17 protein-coding genes are annotated in these 21493 nt (G+C 70.4%); 12 read left to right on the plus strand and 5 right to left on the minus strand.

Annotation, left to right across the window (positions count from 1 at the left end; all coding sequences use genetic code 11):
- Nucleotides 1–2: 2 nt before the first annotated feature.
- Complete coding sequence (gene valS, locus ABTX24_RS03280) at nucleotides 3–2630, minus strand: valine--tRNA ligase (protein ID WP_350837394.1); 2628 nt, start codon at nucleotides 2628–2630, stop codon at nucleotides 3–5.
- Between the two features lie 79 nt (nucleotides 2631–2709).
- On the opposite strand from valS, the gene ABTX24_RS03285 reads away from it, so the two are divergent.
- The gene (locus ABTX24_RS03285) at nucleotides 2710–3579 is read left to right on the plus strand and encodes a GNAT family N-acetyltransferase (RefSeq protein WP_160024666.1); all 870 of its coding nucleotides are present in this window, start codon (nucleotides 2710–2712) and stop codon (nucleotides 3577–3579) included.
- 71 nt (nucleotides 3580–3650) lie between these two features.
- Here the strand turns inward: ABTX24_RS03285 and ABTX24_RS03290 are convergent, their stop codons facing one another.
- Nucleotides 3651–5429, minus strand: a complete 1779-nt coding sequence (locus ABTX24_RS03290; RefSeq protein WP_350837397.1) for a M48 family metallopeptidase — start codon at nucleotides 5427–5429, stop codon at nucleotides 3651–3653.
- 103 nt (nucleotides 5430–5532) lie between these two features.
- Here ABTX24_RS03290 and ABTX24_RS03295 point away from each other — a divergent pair, with 103 nt between their 5' ends.
- Genes ABTX24_RS03295 through ABTX24_RS03305 form a run of 3 tightly spaced genes read left to right on the plus strand, consistent with a single transcriptional unit; the run spans nucleotide 5533 to nucleotide 7676 of the window.
- Nucleotides 5533–6975 carry a bifunctional folylpolyglutamate synthase/dihydrofolate synthase gene (locus ABTX24_RS03295; RefSeq protein WP_160024664.1) on the plus strand — a complete coding sequence of 481 codons (1443 nt, stop codon included), beginning with the start codon at nucleotides 5533–5535 and terminating at the stop codon, nucleotides 6973–6975.
- Nucleotides 6965–7396, plus strand: coding sequence for a DUF4233 domain-containing protein (locus ABTX24_RS03300; protein ID WP_350837399.1), 432 nt, complete (start codon nucleotides 6965–6967; stop codon nucleotides 7394–7396). Before ABTX24_RS03295 ends, ABTX24_RS03300 begins: the two co-directional genes overlap by 11 nt.
- A gap of 10 nt (nucleotides 7397–7406) precedes the next feature.
- Nucleotides 7407–7676 (plus strand): competence protein CoiA family protein, encoded by a 270-nt coding sequence (locus ABTX24_RS03305; RefSeq protein ID WP_160024663.1) that lies wholly within the window; start codon nucleotides 7407–7409, stop codon nucleotides 7674–7676.
- On the opposite strand, the gene pdxR is transcribed toward ABTX24_RS03305, so the two are convergent.
- The gene (pdxR, locus tag ABTX24_RS03310) at nucleotides 7673–9022 is read right to left on the minus strand and encodes a MocR-like pyridoxine biosynthesis transcription factor PdxR (RefSeq protein WP_350837401.1); all 1350 of its coding nucleotides are present in this window, start codon (nucleotides 9020–9022) and stop codon (nucleotides 7673–7675) included. The two genes, ABTX24_RS03305 and pdxR, sit on opposite strands and share 4 nt — an antisense overlap.
- Before the next feature lie 73 nt (nucleotides 9023–9095).
- Between pdxR and ABTX24_RS03315 the strand changes: the two genes are divergently transcribed.
- A complete protein-coding gene (locus tag ABTX24_RS03315) occupies nucleotides 9096–9791 on the plus strand; it encodes a pyridoxamine 5'-phosphate oxidase family protein (RefSeq protein WP_350837403.1) in 696 nt (231 codons plus the stop codon).
- Between the two features lie 53 nt (nucleotides 9792–9844).
- Here the strand turns inward: ABTX24_RS03315 and ABTX24_RS03320 are convergent, their stop codons facing one another.
- Both ABTX24_RS03320 and ABTX24_RS03325 read right to left on the minus strand, forming a co-directional pair.
- Nucleotides 9845–10210, minus strand: coding sequence for a hypothetical protein (locus tag ABTX24_RS03320; protein ID WP_350837405.1), 366 nt, complete (start codon nucleotides 10208–10210; stop codon nucleotides 9845–9847).
- 82 nt (nucleotides 10211–10292) lie between these two features.
- Nucleotides 10293–12719, minus strand: a complete 2427-nt coding sequence (locus ABTX24_RS03325) for a Tex family protein (RefSeq protein ID WP_350837407.1) — start codon at nucleotides 12717–12719, stop codon at nucleotides 10293–10295.
- 102 nt (nucleotides 12720–12821) lie between these two features.
- Between ABTX24_RS03325 and ndk the strand changes: the two genes are divergently transcribed.
- The 7 genes from ndk to ABTX24_RS03360 all read left to right on the plus strand — a co-directional run bounded on the left by ndk (nucleotide 12822) and on the right by ABTX24_RS03360 (nucleotide 21213).
- Entirely contained in the window at nucleotides 12822–13226 is a 405-nt protein-coding gene (ndk, locus tag ABTX24_RS03330) for a nucleoside-diphosphate kinase (protein WP_008358543.1), read from the plus strand.
- Between the two features lie 261 nt (nucleotides 13227–13487).
- Complete coding sequence (locus ABTX24_RS03335) at nucleotides 13488–14513, plus strand: rod shape-determining protein (protein ID WP_160024659.1); 1026 nt, start codon at nucleotides 13488–13490, stop codon at nucleotides 14511–14513.
- Between the two features lie 73 nt (nucleotides 14514–14586).
- Nucleotides 14587–15540: a rod shape-determining protein MreC gene (gene mreC / locus ABTX24_RS03340; protein ID WP_350837409.1), complete on the plus strand. Its 954-nt coding sequence runs from the start codon at nucleotides 14587–14589 to the stop codon at nucleotides 15538–15540.
- Nucleotides 15537–16091: a rod shape-determining protein MreD gene (gene mreD / locus ABTX24_RS03345; protein WP_160024657.1), complete on the plus strand. Its 555-nt coding sequence runs from the start codon at nucleotides 15537–15539 to the stop codon at nucleotides 16089–16091. Before mreC ends, mreD begins: the two co-directional genes overlap by 4 nt.
- A 1-nt stretch (nucleotide 16092) precedes the next feature.
- On the plus strand, nucleotides 16093–18195 hold the full coding sequence (gene mrdA, locus ABTX24_RS03350; protein ID WP_160024656.1) for a penicillin-binding protein 2: 2103 nt from the start codon (nucleotides 16093–16095) through the stop codon (nucleotides 18193–18195).
- Nucleotides 18196–18213: 18 nt separating this feature from the next.
- Nucleotides 18214–19437 carry a rod shape-determining protein RodA gene (rodA, locus tag ABTX24_RS03355; RefSeq protein WP_160024655.1) on the plus strand — a complete coding sequence of 408 codons (1224 nt, stop codon included), beginning with the start codon at nucleotides 18214–18216 and terminating at the stop codon, nucleotides 19435–19437.
- A 93-nt stretch (nucleotides 19438–19530) separates the two neighbouring features.
- Nucleotides 19531–21213: a S8 family peptidase gene (locus ABTX24_RS03360; protein ID WP_350837412.1), complete on the plus strand. Its 1683-nt coding sequence runs from the start codon at nucleotides 19531–19533 to the stop codon at nucleotides 21211–21213.
- Nucleotides 21214–21493 lie beyond the last annotated feature (280 nt).

Genomic DNA, 21493 nt, shown 5'->3' on the forward strand with positions numbered 1-21493 from the left:
GCTCAGTCCTCGGGGACCTCTGCCAGCTCAGCGGTGACGGAGATCTCGGTCGCGTTCTCGTCGACGGTGAAGAAGAGGTCGCCGACGATGTTGCCGACCCGCTTGAGGTCCGGCGCGGCGGCCTCGGCGTCCTTGACCAGCTTGGCCGGGCCGGTGACCTCGGCCTTCGCCAGCGGGTGACGCATCTTCACCTTCGCGGTCGACTTCGCTCCGCGGATCCCGGTCAGCGTCGCCGCGACGGCATCGAGCGCCGCCGGGTCGGCGGCGGCAGCGGTGCCGAGCTCGAGCTCACGCGGCCACGAGGAGGTGTGGATGGAACCGGTCTGCCACCACGACCAGACCTCCTCGGTGACGTACGGCAGGAACGGCGCCAGCAGGCGCAGCTGGACGTGGAGAGCCGTGGCGAGAGTGGCGCGGGCGGACTCGGTGGCGAGACCGCCGTCCTCGTCGTAGGCACGCTCCTTGACCAGCTCGAGGTAGTCGTCGCAGAACTCCCAGAAGAACTTCTCCGAGGTCTCCAGCGCGGTGGAGTAGTCGTAGGCCGTGAACGCGTCGGTCGCCTTGGTGATCGTCTCCTTGAGACGGGCCATGAGCGCGCAGTCGACCGGCTGGGTGATCGCGACCGGGTTCAGCGTGGTCGCGCCGACGTTGCCGAGGACGAACTTGGAGGCGTTGAGGATCTTCATCGCCAAGCGGCGGCCGACCTTCATCTGGGTCTCGTCGAACGGCGAGTCCATGCCCGGGCGGGTCAGCGCGGCACGCCAGCGAACCGCGTCGGCGCCGAACTTCTCGAGGATCTCGGTCGGGACGACGACGTTGCCCTTCGACTTCGACATCTTCTTGCGGTCGGGGTCGAGGATCCAGCCGGCGATCATCGCGTGGCTCCACGGGACGGTGCCGTCCTCGAGGTGGGCGCGGACGATGCGGCCGAAGAGCCAGGTGCGGATGATCTCGTGGCTCTGGGTGCACAGGTCCATCGGGTAGACCCGGCTGAACAGGTCGGGGTCGGCCTCCCAGCCGCCCGCGATCTGCGGGGTCAGCGACGAGGTCGCCCAGGTGTCCATGACGTCCGGGTCGCCCTGGAAGCCGCCGGGCTTGCCGCGCTGCGCCTCCTCGTAGCCGGCCGGGACGTCCGTGGACGGGTCGATCGGGAGCTGGTCCTCGCTGGGCAGCAGCGGCTTGTCGTAGTCGGGGTTGCCCTCGGCGTCGAGTGCGTACCAGACCGGGAACGGGATGCCGAAGAAGCGCTGGCGGGAGATCAGCCAGTCACCGTTGAGGCCGCCGACCCAGTTGTCGTAGCGGTGGCGCATGTGCTCGGGCAGCCAGGTCAGGTCACCGCCGCGGGACAGCAGCTGCTCACGCAGCTCGGGGTTGCGGCCACCGTTGGTGATGTACCACTGCCGGCTGGCGACGATCTCGAGCGGCTTGTCGCCACGCTCGTAGAAGTTGGCCATCCGCTGGGTCTTCTTCGGCTCGCCGTCGAGGTCACCGGACTCGCGGATCATCGCGACGACGGCCTCGCGGGCCGAGTGGACGGTCTTGCCCTTCAGCTCCTCGTACGCCGCGACGCCGGCCTCGGTGGTGATCCACTCCGGGGTCTCGCGGGAGAAGCGGCCGTCGCGGCCGATCAGGGCGCGGGCGGGCAGGTTGAGCTCACGCCACCACTGGACGTCGGTGAGGTCACCCCAGGTGCAGCACATCGCGATGCCGGCGCCCTTGTCCATCTCCGCGGCCTCGTGAGGCAGGACGGGGATCTCGACGCCGAAGATCGGGCTGGTGACGGTGCTGCCGAACAGGTCCTTGTAGCGGTCGTCGTCGGGATGCGCGATCAGCGCGACGACGCTCGGGATCAGCTCGGGGCGGGTGGTCTCGATGTGGACGGGGGTGCCGTCAGCGCGGTGGAAGGCGACGCGGTGGAAGAAGCCGGGGTAGTCCTTCGCCTCCAGCTCGGCCTGGGCGACCGCGGTCTGGAAGGTGACGTCCCACAGGGTCGGCGCCTCCTGCAGATAGGCCTCGCCGCGGGCCAGGTTGCGCAGGAACGCCTTCTGCGAGGCGGTCTGGGAGACCTTGCCGATGGTCGTGTACTGCTGGTCCCAGTCGAAGGAGAGACCCAGGGTGCGCCACAGGTCCTCGAAGACCTTCTCGTCCTCGACGACCAGCTGGTTGCACAGCTCGACGAAGTTGGGCCGGCTGATCGAGATCTGGCGCTTCGGGTCCGGCTTCTCCGGCGGGGTGAAGTCGGGGTCGTAGGGGAGGCTCGGGTCGCAGCGGACGCCGAAGTAGTTCTGGACCCGGCGCTCGGTCGGCAGACCGTTGTCGTCCCAGCCGATCGGGTAGAAGACCGACTTGCCGTTCATTCGCTGGAAGCGGGCGATCAGGTCGGGGTGGGTGTAGGAGAAGACGTGGCCGACGTGCAGGCTGCCGGAGACGGTCGGCGGCGGGGTGTCGATCGAGTAGACGTTCTCCCGCGGCTGGGTGCGGTCGAAGGCGTACGTCTTCTCGTTCTTCCACTGCTCGGCCCACTTGGCCTCCAGGCCCTCGAGGACCGGCTTGTCCGGTACGGCGACTACGCGCTGCTCAGCGGGCGTAGTCGTCTCCGGTGCGGTCTGCGTGGGCGTGGTCTCAGTCATGGGACCAAATCCTATGGGCGCGCGGGGGCTGGCGCGAAACCGGTTGAGACCGGTGTTGCACACTCGCCATGCTTCGGTCATGGGCACCATCGACTTCTTCACCGACGCAGCCGAGTTCCTCACGGTCGCCAAGGACTATCTCGCCGGGGAGCCGGTGACCGCCAACGTGCTCGCCACCAACGCGGAGAAGGCCACGCGGGTGGAGCAGGAGGGGCCGTACCGCTGGTTCGCCGTCGCTCGCGAGGGAGACCGGGTCGTCGGCGCGGCGATGCGGACGGCCAACTTCGAGCCGTACCCGCTCTACGTCTGCCCGATGCCCGAGCCTGCGGCTCTCGAGCTGGCGCGGGCGCTGCACGCGAGGGGCGAGTACGCCGGTGGGGCCAACGGCGCACTCCCGGCGGCCCGGACGGTGGCGGAGGAGACCGCGCGGCTCGCGGGTGGGCGGGTGAGCGTCGCGATGGCGTCGCGTCTGCACGAGCTCGACACGCTGGTGATGCCGTCCGGAGTGCCCGGGCACGCCCGCCCGGCGACGTACGACGACCTCGAGCTGTGCCGGGACTGGCTGGCCGACTTCGGGCACGCGGCCCGGGAGCAGTCCACGAACAAGGCCTACGCCCACGAGCACGCAGCAGTCGGCGAGGACGAGGTGCGGCGCCGGATCGCGGAGTTCCTGCTGCTGTGGGAGGTCGATGGTGAGGTCGTGTCCCTGGTCGGCGCGACCCCGCCGGCGCACGGCGTGGTCCGGATCGCGCCGGTCTACACGCCGAAGGAGCAGCGGGGCCACGGCTACGGCACCGCGGTGACCGCCGAGGCCTCACGCCTCCTCGGCGCCGACGGCAGCCGGCTGTGCCTGTTCACCGACGCCGACAACCCCGTCTCCAACCACGTCTACGCCAAGATCGGATACCGCCCCGTCGTCGACATGGCCAACCACACGATCGTCTCCTGACCCGCCGAGTCGGCTCGTTCGAACGAGCCGACTCGGCGCGGGTTGCGGTCAGGATGAGCCGACTCGGCGTCTCAGTCGACGGTGAAGCGGCGGCCGAGGTAGTGGTCGACGGCCGGCCAGATGTGGCCTTCCGACTCGGCGGCGTTGGTCCAGCGCAGGGACCAGCCCCCGCCGGTGGCGGTGGTGATGTCGGCGGAGCGGCGGCCGCTGCTGCTCTGCTTGAGGTGGAGGGCGCGGATCTGGTCCCAGGGGAGGTAGGTGGCGTTGGCGGCGGTGGCCAGCTCGGCGGGCGACCTGTCCAGGGCGCGCTGGATCAGCTTCCTGCCGGGTGATCCGGAGGTCACCGAGGCCAGGCCTGTGGCGAGTCGGTCGGAGCCGGAGGGCTTGAGCAGCATCAGGCCGGTTTCGGTCACCAGGAGCGTACGGAAGCCGTCGCCGGAGATCGGGGCCAAGGCGCCGATGTAGCCGTCGGGCGGCGTCGGGGCCGGCGTCTCGGCGTCGACCTGCGCGTCGAGCTGGTGCACCCAGGCGCGCAGCGCGGCGGCGTAGCCGGGGGAGCCGAGGGCCTCGTAGGCGAGCTCCTCGGGGTCGACCTCCTGGCCGGCGATGTCGACCAGCCGCCAGGGGCCGGCCCAGCTGAGCTCGTAGCGGGCCTTGTCCTCGCCGACCAGCTCGTGGGCGATGGCGGCACCGAGGAGCCGGGCGATGACCTTCCGCTTCGCCTCGGCGTCGTCGACCTCGACCAGGTCCAGGAGCGTGTCGAGGTTGCCGGAGGCGATCAGGTCGAGGGCCCCGCGGACGGTGGCCGGCTCGATCTGGTTGTCCCGCATCGCGTTCAGGAGCGTCTCGGCGTTGATCGCTGCAGCACGTGCGCCGGCGACGCTCACGATCTCGGCCATCGGCGCCGGCGTCAGACCCGAGCCGGCGAACGTCTTGTCCTCGAGGGCGAGGAAGTTCTGGGACGGGTAGCGCAGGATGCTGGCGGCGTTGCCGGACTTGTCCGCCTCGTCCGCGGAGGCCATCGACTCCAACCGCTCGATGCGCTCCGACAGCGGTGGGTGGGAGTCATAGGCCGACGTCTTCGCCTCGAGCGGCGCCGCGCTGATCCTGGCGAGCTCCTCGAGCCGCTCGGGGTCGCTCATCAGGTTCGTGAAGTTGTCGAAGAAGCGCGTGGGCCGCAGACCGTAGTGGGTGCCGGCCTCGACGTACTGCTCCAGATAGATGCGCCAGGCGGCGTCGAGCGCGGGGAGCGTGCGCAGCGTGGTGGCCGCGGTCAGTGGCCCGGCGACGGTCGCGCTGAGCCGGTCGGCGTCGATCTCGTGGGCGTGCGCGAGCGGGCGGGTCAGGGAGAAGAAGAGACGGGCGTACGTCCGGAACGGCCGCTTCACCAGCGGGTTGGAGAGGCCCGCGGCGACCTCGGCGATCGCCAGGCGGCTCCGGTGGATGAGAGCGCCGAGCCGGGTGTGGCTGGTGCTGTGGTGGCCGAGCTCGTGGGCGAGGACCGCGTGCAGCTGGTTGCGGGAGAGGCCCTGGAGGAGAGGTACGCCGAGGAACATGCGCCGGGTCCCGGTCCTGAGCCCGAGCAGGCTGGTCTCCTCGCTGACCGCCGCGTTGACCTCCGGCACCAGCCGGATCTCGTCGGGGGCGCGGGTCCCGGCGGTGGCGGCCAGCGCGCGGACCTCCGCCCACAGTCCGGGCTGTTCCTGCTCGGTGAGGACGAGCCCGCCGGGGTCGCCCGAGGTCCTGGGGCGCCGCCGTGGGGCCATCTGCTGACCGACCAGCGCGAAGGCAGCCAGGACGTAGGCAACGGCCAGGAACGAGACCGCGAGAGCAGCCCGGAGCGTACGCATGAATGGTGGACCTTGTGGGGGGATGGGGTTCAGTCCGAGATGAGTGGGAGGGTAGCGGGTCTGGCAATTCGCTGGGAAGCGTGTACGCCATAGACTCGACCCGATGAGTGAGACTCCCGCGCCGCGTCTGGCGGCCACGATCGAGGAGGTCTGGGAAGCGCTGCAGTCGCGCTGGCCCGAGACCCGGCTCGAGCCTTCCCTGGACCGGATCCGCGCCCTGCTCGAGATCCTCGGTGATCCGCAGAACGCCTTCCGGATCATCCAGCTGACCGGCACCAACGGCAAGACCTCCACCTCCCGGATGATCGACACGCTGCTGCGGTCCCTCGACCTGCGCGTGGGGCGGTTCACCTCGCCCCACGTGGAGCGGATCAACGAGCGGATCTCGATCGACGGAGAGCCTCTGACCGACGACGAGTTCGTGGCCGCGTTCAACGACGTCGCCCACTACCTCGGCATGGTCGACGACGACCAGCCGCATCCGCTGTCGTTCTTCGAGTCGATGGTGGGGATGGCCTACGCGAAGTTCGCCGAGGCCCCGGTCGATGTGGCCGTGGTCGAGGTGGGGCTGGGCGGTGGCTGGGACGCGACCAACGTCGCGAACGCCGATGTCGCGGTGGTGACCCCGATCGCGGTCGACCACGCCAAGTATCTCGGTGACAACCCGGTCGCCATCGCGCGTGAGAAGGCCGGGATCATCAAGCCGGATGCGGTCGCCGTGATCGCCGAGCAGTCCGTCGAGGTCGCCGCGGTGCTGGATCAGCACGCGGCGGAGGTCGGCGCCCGGCTGCTGTGGGAGGGCACCGACTTCGGGGTCGTGTCCCGCACCCCGGCGGTGGGCGGACAGATCCTCACGCTGCGCGGGCTGCGGGGGGAGTACGAAGACCTCTTCCTGCCCCTCTACGGCGCCCACCAGGCGCAGAACGCGGCGACGGCGCTGGCCGCGGTCGAGGCGTTCCTGGGAGACACCGTGCTGGCCGACGAGCTCGTGCGCGACGCGTTCGCCAAGGTCGACTCGCCGGGCCGGCTGGAGATCATGCGGTCGTCCCCGACGGTCCTGCTGGATGCCGCCCACAACCCGGCCGGCGCCGAGGCGACGGTCGCCGCGCTCGAGGACTCCTTCTCGTTCTCCGGTGTCGTCGGCGTCATCGGGGTGATGGGCGACAAGGACGTCGAGGGCCTGCTCGCCGCCTTCGAGCCCGTGCTGGAGCACCTCGTCGTCACCCAGAACTCCACCGAGCGTGCCCTTCCGGCCATCGAGCTCGCCAAGATCGCCGTCGACCTCTACGGCGAGGAGCGGGTCTCGGTGGTGCCGCGTCTGGCCGACGCCATCGACGCCGCGATCGGCCTGTCGGAGTCCTCCGGCGGAGGCTCGATCTCCGAGGGCGCGGTGCTGGTGACCGGCTCCGTGGTGACCGCCGGGGAGGCGCGTACGCTGCTGGGCTCCCGTGGCCCGGCCGCCCGGTCGGCCGCGACCGCCCGCGTCGTCCCGACCGCCGACCCCGAGCTGGAGGCCTACCTGGAGGCGGACGCAGATGGCGAGTGAGCGGGAGAAGTCGCCGCGGCGCGGGATGTGTGCCGCGATCGTCTCGATGGAGGGACTCGCGGTCGCGCTGGCCGCGCCCGTGATGATCTCGATCGGCGGGGTCTCCGCCGGGCTGGCGCTCCCGCTGGGCCTCGGGTTCTTCGTGGCCTGCATCGTGGTGGCCGGCCTGCTGCGCCGCCCCTGGGCCTACTGGCTCGGCTGGGCGCTGCAGGTCGTCGCGATCGGGATGGGCTTCCTGATCTCGATCATGTTCGTCGTCGGCGTGATCTTCGCGGTCCTGTGGGGCATGGCCGACATCCTCGGTCGCAAGATCGAGCGCGAGCGGGCCGCGGCCTTCGAGGCGTTCGACCGGATCGCCGCCGAGGAGAGCGCTGGGGACGACGCCGCGGAAGTGGCCGGCGAAGAGGCCGAGCCCAGGTAGGTTGGCTGCCGTGGAGGAGCGCGACGAGCTTCAGATGGCGACCGACGACGAGACGGCGACCGACTGGGCACTGTGCCCGGCGTGCGGGAACGCACTGGTGCTGCGGCGGCCGCGGACGCGTACGGCCCACTACGCGCACAAGGCCGGAGAGTCGTGCCGGCTCGTCGGCGCGCAGCTGCGGCGTACCAGCTCCGGGTGGGCCGTCGGCGGTGGCGAGGACGACCCGGACAGCCTCGAGAACCTCTTCGACCTGATCGAGGACGACGCACCCGGCCGCTAGCGCGCGAGGGCCCCGGTGAGCGCTGCGAGCGCCTGATCGAGCTCCGCGTCGGTCACACCGCCGAACCCGATCACCAGGCCGGTCAGGCCGCTGGAGCGCGCGTAGGTGGAGAGCAGGTTGATCTCGAAGCCGGCCGTTCGGGCGGCCTCGCGGGCTCTGCGCGCGTCCGGCTCGGGCAGCAGCCAGGTGGAGTACATCCCGGCGAGCGGGCCGGCGAGGGTGGCGTACGGGCTCATCGCCTCCGCCACCCGCGGGGCACGTTCGGCGTAGACGCGGCGGGCGGAGCGTACGGCCCTGTCCAGCCAGCCGTCGCGGAGCAGCGTCAGCAGGGCGCGCTGCGAGGGCCAGGCGGCGCCGGCGTGGGTGATGGTGCGGCGGCGTACGATCCGCTCGTGCAGGTCGGGCGGCGCGACCAGCCAGCCGAGACGAAGCGTCGGGCCCACCGACTTCGCCGCGGTGCCGAGATAGACCACCCGGCCGCGGTCCAGCGTCGCCATCGCGGGCACCGGCGCGACGTCGTAGCGGAACTCCGAGTCGTAGTCGTCCTCGATCACCACCGCGTCCGCCCGTCGAGCGGCCTCGAGGAGAGCCAGCCGGTCGGCCGCCGGCATGACGCGTCCCAGCGGGTGCTGGTGCGCCGGAGTGACGTACGCCGCGACCGCAGGCCCCAGGTCGGCGACCCTGTCCACGGCCGGCAGGTCGATGACCTCGCGACCGTAGGTGAGCACCGTCTCGGCCGCCGCCCGGTATCCCGGATCCTCCACGGCGACCGGCCCTGGGCGCAGTTCCGGCAGGAGCGCGCGGAGCCCGTCGCTGGTGCCCGCGGTCACGATGATCTCGTCGGGGTGGAGGTCCAGGCCGCGAGTGCGTCCGAGTCTCGCCGCCAGCGCCTCGCGCAGCTCGAGCACCCCTCGCGGATCGTCGTAGCCGCGCGGGGGAGTGGCCACCGAGACCTCCCGCCACGCCCGCCGCCACCCCGGCTCCAACCGCGGGTCGAAGAACGGTGTGCCCGTATCCAGCCGAGACGTCACCCCCGTCGGCCGAGACGTCGCCCGCGTCGGCCGAGGCGTCACGCCCGTCGGCCGAGACGTCACCCCTGTCGGGCGGGTCGCGGTGACGTACGTCCCGGACCCACGGCGCGCCTCGAGCCAGCCCTCGGCGGTGAGCTGGTCGTAGGCCTGCTCGGTCACCGCGCGCGAGACGCCCAGGTCTGCCGCGAGCGCACGACTCGAGGGCAGCCGGTCGCCGGTCCCGAGGGTGCCGGCGAGGACCAGGGCGCGCACCTGGGCGGCGAGCTGGGCGGGGAGCGGCTCGCCGGAGGTGCGGTCGAGGGTCACGGGGAGCATGGTTCGAATGGCCTGTCGGAGTAGGTCAGAATTGGCCCGTGCGTGCAGGCCACTTTGCTACCAGGATGGTGCCATGAGCACGACGTTGTCACCCACCCCACGCACCCGGATCAGCCGCGGGAAGAACCGCGCCGTCCCCGACCGCGAGCGCCTGCACGCGTTCCTCGGCGAGGCGCTCATCGCGCACCTGGGCGTCACCGTCGGGTCGGGCGAGGAGGCCCACCCGGTCGTCCTGCCCACCGCGTACGGCTTCGATCTCGACGGCCCGGATGCAGGCGGGTCGCTCTACCTGCACGGCTCGGTGGCCGCCGGCTGGCTCGCGCGGGCGCTGGAGCGTGACGTGTGCGTCACGATCACCGAGCTCGACGGTCTGGTCGCGGCGCGGAGCGGGTTCCACCACTCGATGAACTACCGCTCGGCCGTGGTCATCGGCCGCGCGCGCCTGGTCGAGGACCCGGAGGAGCGCGAGCGCGCCCTCGCGCTGGTCGTCGATCAGATGATCCCCGGCCGCTGGGAGACCCTGCGTCCGGCCACCCGCAAGGAGCTCGCCGCGACCGCCGTACTCGCCCTCCCGCTCGCCGAGGCGTCGATGAAGGCGCGCGCCGAGGGCCCGGTCGACGACCCCGACGACATCGACTCCGGCACCTGGGCCGGCGTGATCCCGATCCACCGCGTGGCCGGCACCCCGGTGACGGCCGACGACGCGGACGGCGAGCCCCCTGCAGACGTCGTACGCCGCGCCGTCCAGCTGGGCGCCGAGGTGGGGTAGTCCGGGGAGTTTCCGTCCGTTACCGGCTGGTAGACCGACGGAAGCTCCCCGGACTACCGGGCCGGCGAGTTGGATCGCCAGAACAACCAGCCCGAAGCCGCGAACATCGCCGCGTACATCGCGCTGATCATCACGACGTCCCGGGCGCCGTCGAAGTCGTCGTGAAGCCCGGCGACGATCGCGATCAGGCCGACGACCAGGGTGGCGACGGCGGCGGCGCCGTCGGAGAGCGCCATCCCGCGGGGCCGGAACCGGAACACGAGCGCGCCGAGGACGACGATGCCGATCGGAGCGAGATACATCATGTCCGCGCGCCCGCCGTCGCCGATGATCCCGGGCGCGCCGGCGCCGAGGACAAGCAGAGTCGCGGTCCCAGCGGTGGCGATCCCGCCGAGCACGTACAGGTTCTTGGAGGTCATGCTCCGAACCTAGGGCGCATGGCCGGGAGGATGCGGGGAGGAGATGTGCAGGTCTCGTGCAGATCTCCTCCCCGGCCGCCGCCTAGGAGAGCCCAGCGCGCCGCAGCGCGTCGGCCATCGCGCTGTTGGCCGGAGCGGACGAGCCGCGCCCGCCACCCTGGCCGCCACGGTTGCCGCCGGGGCGCCCGCCGCCGCTCTTGCCGCCGCCCTTGGGTCCGCCCTTGCCCTGGCCACGCTGGCCACCGCCGGGGCGACCCGAGCGGCCGGACTCGCCCTTGGCAGGGGTATCCGCAGGAGCGTCGTCGTTGAGCCGGAGCGTGAGCGAGATCCGCTTGCGGGCCTCGTCGACCTCCAGGACCTTGACGCGCACCACGTCACCGGAGCGGACCACGTCGCGCGGGTCCTCGACGAACTTGTCCGACATCGCGGAGATGTGGACCAGGCCGTCCTGGTGGACGCCGATGTCGACGAAGGCGCCGAAGGCGGCCACGTTCGTGACGGTGCCTTCCAGGACCATGCCGGGACGCAGGTCGGCGATCACGTGCACCGACTCGGAGAAGGTCGCCGTGCGGAACTCCGGCCGCGGGTCGCGTCCGGGCTTCTCGAGCTCGGCGAGGATGTCGGTGACCGTCGGCAGACCGAACTTCTCGTCGACGAACTCAGACGGCTTCAGCGACTTCAGCGCAGAGGTGTTGCCGATCAGCGACCCGATGTCCGCCGACGCCTTGTCGAGGATGCGGTTGACCACCGGATAGGCCTCCGGGTGCACGCCGGACATGTCGAGCGGGTCGTCGCCGCCGCGGATCCGGAGGAACCCGGCCGCCTGCTCGAACGCCTTCGGGCCGAGCCGCGCCACCTTGGTGAGCTCGCGGCGGGTGCGGAAGGGCCCGTTGGCGTCCCGGTGGGCGACGATCGCCGAAGCGAGCGACTCGGTGATCCCCGAGACCCGGCGCAGCAGGGGAGCCGAGGCGGTGTTGAGGTCGACGCCGACGCCGTTCACGCAGTCCTCGACAACGGCGTCCAGGGACTTGGAGAGGCCGTATTCGGGCAGGTCGTGCTGGTACTGCCCGACGCCGATCGACTTCGGCTCGATCTTCACCAGCTCGGCCAGCGGGTCCTGAAGACGGCGCGCGATCGACACGGCCCCACGCAGGGACACGTCGAGATCCGGAAGCTCGGCGGAGGCGTAGGCCGAGGCGGAGTAGACCGAGGCGCCCGCCTCGGAGACCATCACCTTGGTCATCTTCAGGTCCGGCAGCAGCTTGAGCAGGTCGGCGGCGAGCTTGTCGGTCTCGCGCGAGGCGGTGCCGTTGCCGATCGCGATCAGGTCGACCTTGTGCTTCGTGCACAGCTTCGCCAGCGTCGCCAGCGATCCGTCCCAGTCACGCCGCGGCTCGTGCGGGTAGACCGTCGAGGTGTCGACCACCTTGCCGGTCGCGTCCACGACGGCCACCTTCACGCCCGTCCGGATGCCGGGGTCGAGACCCATCGTCGCCCGGGTGCCGGCCGGCGCGGCCAGCAGCAGGTCGCGCAGGTTGTCGGCGAAGACCGCGATCGCGGACTCCTCGGCGGCGGTGCGGATCCGGGTGCGCATGTCGAGCTCGAGGCGGAAGAGGATCCGCGTACGCCACGCCCACCGCACCGTCTCGGCCAGCCACTTGTCCGCCGGACGGCCGGAGTCGGTGATCCCGAAACGGGAGGCGATCGAGCGCTCGTAGTCGGTCACGTCGCCCGGCTCCGGCTCCTCGGCGTAGGGGGAGAGGGTGACGTCGAGCACCTCCTCCTTCTCCGCGCGCAGGACGGCCAGGGTGCGGTGCGAGGGCAGCGAGGCGTACGCCTCGGAGAACTCGAAGTAGTCGGAGAACTTCGCCGCGGCGGGGTCGTTCTCGCGCCCCTCGCGGACGCGGGTCACCAGACGGCCCTGCTTCCACATCCGCTCGCGCAGCGTGCCGATCAGGTCGGCGTCCTCACCGAACCGCTCGACCAGGATCGCGCGAGCGCCGTCGAGCGCGGCCTTCACGTCGGGGACGTTCTCGCCGAGGAAGCCCTCGGCCACCACGTTCGGGTCCTGCGACGGGTCGCCGAGCAGCCCGTCGGCCAGCGGCTCGAGCCCGTTCTCGCGGGCGATCATCGCCTTGGTGCGCCGCTTCGGCTTGAACGGCAGATAGATGTCCTCCAGCCGCGCCTTGGTGTCGGCGGCGAGGATCGAGGCCTGCAGCTCGGGGGTGAGCTTGTCCTGCTTCGCGATCTCGGCGAGCACCGCCGCGCGCCGCTCCTCCAGGTCGCGCAGGTAGCCGAGACGCTCCTCCAACGTACGCAGCTGGGCGTCGTCGAGGCCGCCGGTCACCTCCTTGCGGTAGCGCGCGATGAACGGCACCGTCGAGCCCTCGTCGAGCAGGGCGACCGCTGCGGTCACCTGCGCCGGGCGCACCCCGAGATCTTCGGCGATGCGGGCCGGGATGGCGGCCATCGAGTCTGCGAGCGTCGGAGCTGATGGGGTTGTCGTCACGGAGCGCCATCCTGCCGCATCCCACCGACATGGTCTCAACGTGGCTCGACGGCGACGGGCCCGAACGTGCCCGGACCGGCCCGCCCCGATACGCTCGCCCCCATGACGCAGCGCACGTTCGTGATCCTGAAGCCCGACGCCGTCCGCCGGGGCCTGGTGGGGGAGATCCTGTCCCGCTACGAGGCCAAGGGCCTCTCGATCGTGAAACTGGAGCACCGCACCATCGACGCGGGCATGGCCGACGAGCACTACGCCGAGCACGTCGAGCAGCCGTGGTACCCGCCGCTGCGTGACTTCGTCACCTCCGGCCCGCTCGTCGCCGCCGTTCTCGAGGGCGACGAGGCGATCGAGGTCGTCCGCGCGCTCAACGGCGCCACCGACGGCCGCAAGGCCGCCCCGGGCACCATCCGCGGCGACTTCTCCCTCTCCAACCGCGAGAACCTCGTCCACGGCTCCGACTCGCCCGAGTCGGCCGACCGCGAGATCAAGCTCTGGTTCGGCGCCTGAGACGACCGAGCGAAGCGCGGAGACGCCTGAGGAAGTGAACGATCGCGCCGGTGAATCCACCGGCGCGATCTCTCGTTCCACCGGTCTTTCGACGGTCTCCGGAACCAGGTATCCCCGGCTTCGGCGGCGTGGATGCACCCCGTATCGTTGCGGTTTCGGCGAGCCTCTCCGGTTTGGGGCTCGGACCTTCGTAGCCTCGTCGGCAGGCCCGCATCCTGCAGCACAGATCCCCGACGCGGCGCCCCGGGAACGCGAGGACGTATGGCGAGCATCATTGGACGTGACATGGCGGTGGACCTCGGCACCGCAAACACACTCGTCTACGTCCGCGGCAAGGGTGTCCTTGTCGATGAGCCGAGTGTGGTCGCGCTCAACAAGAACACCGGCGAGATGGTCGCCGTCGGCCATGAGGCCAAGAAGATGCTGGGACGTACGCCTGACGACATCGTCGCGCTGCGACCGCTGAAGGACGGCGTGATCGCCGACTTCGAGGCGACCGAGCAGATGCTCCGCTACTTCATCCATCAGGTCCACCGCCGCCGCTACTTCGCCAAGCCGCGGATGGTCATCTGCGTCCCGTCCGGGATCACCGCGGTCGAGATCCGCGCGGTGAAGGAGGCCGGCTACCAGTCCGGCGCCCGGATGGTGAACATCATCGAGGAGCCGATGGCGGCCGCGATCGGCGCCGGGCTCCCGGTGCACCTGCCGACCGGAAACATGGTCGTCGACATCGGCGGCGGCACCACCGAGGTCGCGGTGATCAGCCTCGGCGGCATCGTCACCTCGCAGTCGATCAGGACCGCCGGCCACCAGCTCGACAACGCGATCATGACCTGGCTGAAGAAGGAGCACGCGCTGCTCCTGGGCGAGCGCACCGCCGAGGAGGTCAAGATGACCCTCGGCTCGGTCTGGCCGCTGCCCAACGAGCCCGAGGCCGAGATCAGGGGCCGCGACCTGGTCAGCGGCCTGCCGCGCACCGTGACCGTATCGAGCGCCGAGGTGCGCAAGGCGATCGAGGAGCCGCTGCACGACATCTTCGACGCGGTCCGCTCCACCCTCGACCAGACGCCGCCCGAGCTGGCCGGCGACATCATGGACCGCGGCATCGTCCTGACCGGCGGCGGCGCCCTCCTGCGCGGGCTCGACGAGCGCCTGCGCCACGAGACCGGCATGCCCGTCCACGTCGCCGAGTCCCCGCTGACCTCGGTCGCGATGGGCGCCGGCCGCTGCGTCGAGGACTACGACGTGCTCCGCCCCGTCCTGGTGAACGAGAACAGGAGATGGTGACGTGTCGTTGCTGAGCCCCCGCCCCAGCGAACGTCTGCGCAAAGGGCTGGAACAACGCAAAGGCCCCAAACCCGTGGTCCGTACGCCGCGGGAGAGGCTCAACCGCCGCGGCAGCCTCGAGACCAAGGCCGGCGGCGGTGGGCCGAAGCGCTCCTGGCTGATCGCGCTCATCCTGTGCTGCGCGACGCTGGCCACGCTCGACCAGACCCCCGTCCTGGAGCCGGCCCGCGCCGCGGTCGGCGAGGTGATCTCCCCGCTGGAGACCGGCGCGGCGATGGTGGCCCGCCCGTTCACCGACATCCCGGAGTGGTTCGACACCCGCGACGAGCTGCGCGACCGGGTCGCGAAGCTCGAGGCCGAGAACTCCACGCTGCGCCGCCAGGTCGAGGTCACCGACTACGGCCGCGCCAAGCTCGCCGAGTACGAGTCGATCACCCGCGCCGCCGAGGACCTCGGCTACGCCATGGTGCCGGCGCGGGTCACCGCCTACGGCCCCGCCCAGACCTTCAACCGCACCGTCACCATCGACGCCGGCAGCGCCGCCGGGATCAGGTCCGACATGTCGGTCGTGACCGGCGACGGCCTGGTCGGCCGGGTGCTGCGGGTCACCAAGACCTCGGCGACGGTCCTGCTGATCGTCGATGCCGCCTCGGTCGTCGGCGGACGCGTCGGCGGTGAGGACCGCAGCGGCAAGAAGTCCGGTCAGGTCGGCATGGTCCGGGGCTCCGGCGCGGTCGCCGGAGGTGCCAACGCCGGTCTGCTGACCCTCGACCTCGTCGACCAGACCACCACCCCGCTCAAGGGCGACACGGTCATCACCTGGGGTGACGGCCGGGCCGCGCCGTACGTCTCCGGGCTGCCGATCGGCGAGGTGACCGACAGCTTCGAGAGCGTGCGTGACTCCTCGCAGACGGTCCGGATCAAGCCGTACGTCGACTTCGGCTCGCTCGACGTCGTCGGTGTGGTGGTGCCGGGCGACACCATGAGCGACCGCGCCGTCGTCACACCGGAAGGAGAGCTGCGATGAGCGAGATGGAAGGCCGTGCCTCCGGGGCCGCTCCGGTGCTGCGCAACGTCCTGGTCGGCATGCTGGTCGTCATCGCCGTCGTCCTGCAATTGAGCGTCGCGCCGGCCTTCGCCATTCGCGGGATCACTCCCGACCTGGCGCTCCTGGTCGTCCTCGCGGTCGCGCTCACCCGTGGCGGGCAGGCCGGCCTGGTGACCGGGTTCGCCGCCGGCGTACTCCTCGATCTGGCCCCGCCCGCCGACCACACCGCGGGCCGGTGGGCGCTCGCGCTCCTGATCGTCGGCTACGTCGCCGGACGCGTGCGCGAGGGCAGCATCGGCGAGGGCAGCATCCACGGTGGTCTGGGCCGTCCCAACGCGATGACCGTGATGGCCACGGTGGCCACCTGCGCGTTCATCGGGGTCAGCATCTTCGCGGTCAGCGGCTTGATCCTCGGTGAGGCGCCACTGACGCTGCTGCCGACCGTGGCGATCAGCGTGGGCTACGACCTGCTGCTGGCGCCGTTGCTGATCCCGGCGCTGCTGTGGCTGATCGGCAAGGGAGATCTCTGAGATGCCGCGGAGCACGTCTCGGGGGGCACGACTCTCCACCGCGCAGGTCAGCCGGCTGCGGCTGATCGTGATCCAGGCGCTCGTCTTCTCGCTGCTGGCCACGCTCGGGGTCAGGCTCTTCTACCTGCAGGTACGCCACGGCGACGCCTATCAGGCCGCGGCGGCCTCGCAGTCCAAGCGCGAGATCGTGCGCCAGCCGGTGCGCGGCATCATCGTCGACGCCCAGGGCCGGCCGATGGTGACCAACCGCTCCGCCTGGGTGGTCAGCCTCGACCAGGGCGTGCTCGACGGGCTCGACGACGACGACAGGAAGACGCTGATGGCTCGCGTCGCCAAGGCCGTCGACGTGTCCCCGAAGAAGCAGGACGAGGCGATCGCCAACTGGTCCGGCACCCGCTACCAGCCGGTCCCGATCGCCACCGACGTCTCCGAGTCGACCGCGCTGCGCATCCTCGAGCAGCCCGAGGACTTCCCCGGGGTGGTCGCGGAGAAGCAGACGCTGCGCTCCTACCCGAGCCCCTTCGGCATCAACGCCGCCGGCGTGCTCGGCTATCTCTCCCCGATCACCGAGGACGAGAACGACAACGCCAAGGAGCGTGGCGACGAGTCGCTCAACATCACCTCGATGGTGGGTCGCTCCGGTGTCGAGAAGGAGTACGACCAGTGGCTGCGCGGGATGCCCGGCTACGACACCGTCACCGTCGACTCGCTCGGCCGAGAGATCGGGCGCGGCGACTCGGTCGCCTCCCAGCCCGGCGACACGCTGGTGACCAGCATCGACGCCAAGGTGCAGGGCCGTGCCGAGAAGCTGCTCGCCGAGTCGATCGAGACCGCGCGCAACACCTTCGACAAGATCTCCGGCCGCAACTTCGAGGCCGACTCCGGCTCGGTCGTGGTCATGGAGGCGCAGACCGGTCGACTGGTCGCGATGGCCAACCAGCCGACGTACGACCCCGAGGAGTGGGTCGGCGGGATCACCCAGAAGCAGCTCGACAGGCTCTACTCCGAGAAGGCGGGCTACCCGCTGTTGCCACGGGCGACGCAGGGTCAGTTCGCGCCGGGTTCGACGTGGAAGCCGTTCATGACGGTCGGTGCGCTCAACAACGGCTACAGCCGCGACACCCTGCTCAACTGCTCCAGCGGGCTCCAGGTGGGCAACCGGGTGTTCAAGAACTACGAGTCGGGCGCCTACGGGTTCATCGACTTCGCCAAGGCGCTCCAGGTCTCCTGCAACACGTTCTTCTACCAGGTCGGGGTCCACTACTGGCAGAAGTACGGCTCCAACCCCGCCGACGTCAACGCCAAGGACCCGCTGGTGGAGACCGCCAAGGCATTTGGCTTCGGCAAGCGCACCGGCATCGACCTGCCGGGGGAGTCGACGGGCCGGATCGCGGACCGGAAGTGGAAGGCCGAGTACTACCAGGCCATGAAGGGCTACTACTGCCGGATGGACGAGAAGAAGAACGCCCCCACCGACTTCCTGCAGCTCTTCGCCCACGAGTTCTGCATCGAGGGCAACTACTACCGCACCGGCGACGCGGTGAACTTCTCCATCGGCCAGGGCGACACCATGGTCACCCCGATCCAGCTCGCTCGCGCCTACGCGTCCCTGGCCAACGGCGGCACCCTCTACGAGCCCAGGATCGGGAAGGCGGTCGTCAGCGGCGACGGGACGGTGGTCGAGAGGATCGATCCCAAGGTCGCCGGCAAGGTGAAGATGTCGGCCAAGAGCATCGACTACGTCAACGAGGCGCTGCTCGGCACTCCCCAGTCGGGCTCCCTGGCCTGGAAGTTCGGCGGGTTCCCGCTCGACGAGGTGAAGGTGCGCGGCAAGACCGGCACCGCCGAGGTCACCGGCAAGCAGACGACCGGCTGGGTCGCGACGTACAACAAGAAGTACGTCGTCATCATGACCATATCCCAGGGTGGCACCGGCTCGGGCTCGGTGGGCGATGCCGTACGCAAGCTGTGGGAGTCGCTCTACGGGATCGAGGAGGGCGGCGCCGAGGTGCGGCCCGACAAGGCCGCGATCCGGGGCATCGACCCACCCAGGAACCTGCCCGCGTTCGGCGCCGACGGCTCGATCGTCGCCCCGAAGGACTGAGGGGTTGAGGGGCAGAGCATGAAGAACGACGTGATGGCCTTCGTACGCCGCATCGACCTGGTCCTCCTGGGCGCGGTGCTGGTCCTGGTGTCGCTCTCGGTGCTGCTGGTCTGGTCCGCGACCATCCACCGGGACGCGATCACCGGTGGCGACACCACCGCCTACCTGCGCAAACAGGCGATCAACGTGGCCGCCGGGCTGGTGCTGATGGTGGGCGTGGTCGCGACCAACCACCGCTGGGTCCGGCTCCTGACGCCGGTGGTCTACCTGGGCGCGGTGGTGGGCCTGGTGCTGGTGCTCGTGATGGGCTCCACGGTCAACGGATCGAAGTCGTGGGTGGTCCTCGGGCCGGTGCAGGTCCAGCCGTCGGAGCTGGCCAAGCTGGCCGTCGTCATCGCGATGGCGCTGGTCCTGGCCGAGCGCAGCGAGGGCCGCTGGCGGGCACGGGTGTCGCTGGGCGACGTGGTCGCGATGATCCTGGTCGCGGCGGTGCCGATCGTCCTGGTCCTGCTCCAGCCCGACCTCGGCACCACGCTGGTGCTCGGTGTGACGGTCTTTTGCGTGCTCGCGGCCGCGGGCACACCGCGGCGATGGCTCGCGCTGCTGGCGTTGGCCGGCGTCGCGGGTGCCACGACGGTGGTCGCGACCGGGGTGCTGAAGCAGTACCAGATCAACCGGTTCATGGCGTTCACCGATCCGTCGCTGGATCCTCGCGGCGCGGGCTACAACGTCCAGCAGGCGCGGATCGCGATCGGCGACGGCGGCATCTTCGGACAGGGTCTGTTCCAGGGCTCGCAGGCCCGTGCGGGCTTCGTCCCCGAGCAGCACACCGACTTCATCTTCACGGTCGTGGGGGAGGAGCTCGGGCTGGTCGGCTCGCTGCTGGTGATCGGGCTGATCGGTGTCGTCCTGTGGCGCGGACTGCGGATCGCGGCGCGTACCGACGACCTCTTCGGGCGGGTGGCGGCGGCCGGGATCGTGTGCTGGCTCGGCATCCAGAGCTTCCAGAACATCGGCATGTGCCTGGGCATCATGCCGGTCACCGGGGTCCCGCTGCCCCTGGTTTCCTACGGCGGTTCCTCGATGATCGCGGCACTGCTGGCGGTGGGTCTGCTGCTCGGCATCTCGGCCCGTTCGCGGCGCACCGGTCTGGACCGGTCCGGACCACTTCAGGACCTCCGCTCGCGTGATCGCCTGCAGGTTGCTGCAGTGCGAAAAGATGTCGCGTTTCATCGAAATTAAACTCGATTACGTTCCCTCCCGGTTGCCCTACAGGGCATCTGTTACCCCTTGCAGCCCTCATCCCGAGGCTGCTTGACGACGGGAGCAGTAATCGTGAACCGACCCCACAGAATCCAGCGCCTCGGCGCACTGGCAGCAGCGACGGTCACCGCCGTCGGTGCCGCCACCACCATCCTGGCCATGTCCGGTCCCGCCGGCGCAGCCGACAGTCCGGCACCGCTGATCGGTGCCGAGAAGTCGACGGCCATCGACAACTCCTACATCGTCGTGATGAAGGGCAACGGTGCGGCGGCCAAGGCCAACGCCGCCGACGCCCGGGCGCTCGCCAAGGAGAAGGGTGGCTCGGTGAAGTACGCCTACGACAAGGCGATCACCGGATTCTCCGCCACGCTCGACGCCGATGCGCTCGACGCGCTCCGCAGCAACCCCGATGTCGACTACATCGAGGCCAACCAGGTCGTGAAGGCCAGCGGCGACCAGGCCAACCCGACCTGGGGGCTCAACCGGATCGACCAGCGCAACCTGCCGCTGAACTCGAACTACCACTACGACTACACCGGCTCGGGTGTGAAGGCGTACATCATCGACACCGGCATCCGGTCCGCGCACGCGGACTTCGGTGGCCGGGTGACCTCCGGCTACACGGCCATCGGGTCCAGCACCGAGGACGAGAACGGCCACGGCACCCACGTCGCCGGCACCGTCGGCGGGTCGACGTACGGTGTCGCCAAGAACGTCACCCTCGTGCCCGTCCGTGTCCTCGACGCCTCCGGGTCCGGCACGACCGCCGGCGTGATCGCGGGTGTGAACTGGGTGACCTCCAACCACACCTCCGGTCCGGCGGTCGCCAACATGTCGCTCGGTGGCGGGGTCTCCTCGACCCTCGACTCCGCGGTCTCCAGCTCGATGGCGGACGGCGTCACCTACGCCGTGGCCGCGGGCAACGACTCCGGTGCGAACGCGTGCAACGGCTCGCCCGCCCGGGTGGCCGGAGCCCTGACCGTCGGCTCGACGACCAACACCGACGCCCGGTCGAGCTTCTCCAACATCGGCTCGTGCGTCGACCTGTTCGCCCCGGGCTCCTCGATCACCTCGGCGTGGCACACCTCCAACACGGCGACCAACACGATCTCCGGTACGTCGATGGCGACCCCGCACGTCGCCGGAGTGGCAGCGCTCTACCTGCAGGCGAACCCGACGGCATCGGCCTCCGCCGTCGCCTCGGCGATCAACGCCAACGCCACCACCGGCGTGGTCACCTCGCCCGGGACCGGTTCACCCAACCGCCTCCTCTACTCGCTGTGGAGCGGTGGCACCGACCCGACGGACCCGCCGACCACGGGCAACCTGCTGACCAACCCGGGCTTCGAGTCGGGCGCGACCGGCTGGACCGCCTCCTCCGGCGTGATCGACAACTCGAGCGGCGCGCCGGCGCGTACGGGCTCCTACAAGGCGTGGCTGAACGGCTATGGCACCGCTCGCACCGACACGCTGTCGCAGTCGGTCACCCTGCCCACGACCGGTAAGACCCTGTCGTTCTACCTGCGGGTGATCACCAACGAGACGACCACCTCGACGGCCTACGACAAGCTGACCGTCAAGGTCGGGTCGACGACGCTGGCGACGTACTCCAACCTGAACGCGAGCTCGTCGTACTCGTTGAAGTCGTTCTCGCTCGGGTCCTTCGCCGGCAGCACCGTCACGCTGACGTTCACCGGCACCGAGGACTCCTCGCTCGGGACCAGCTTCCTGATCGACGACACCTCCATCGCCTGATCTCGGGCACTCATCTGACGGCCTGACCTGAGGCCTGACCACGCCGGGTCGCTCGCGTAACGCGGGCGGCCCGGTGTGTTGGTGAAAGGCCATTTTTCCTGCCCTGTTTATGGCCTGTTTACAGGTGTTCACCTTTGGTATCTGCACGTTGCTGCAATGCGAAGAGTTGGGTCGTTACGGGTCCTACGTAACGTGATTACGTGGTTGACCGAACGCTTCGGGTTGCGGCCGTAGGGAGGGCGCAGGGCGTTCGGCCGGCACGTGCGACGTCTGCGCGTGG

The sequence above is a fragment of the Nocardioides sp. NPDC127514 genome (genome assembly GCF_040302125.1).
In the GTDB taxonomy this organism is placed as follows: domain Bacteria; phylum Actinomycetota; class Actinomycetes; order Propionibacteriales; family Nocardioidaceae; genus Nocardioides.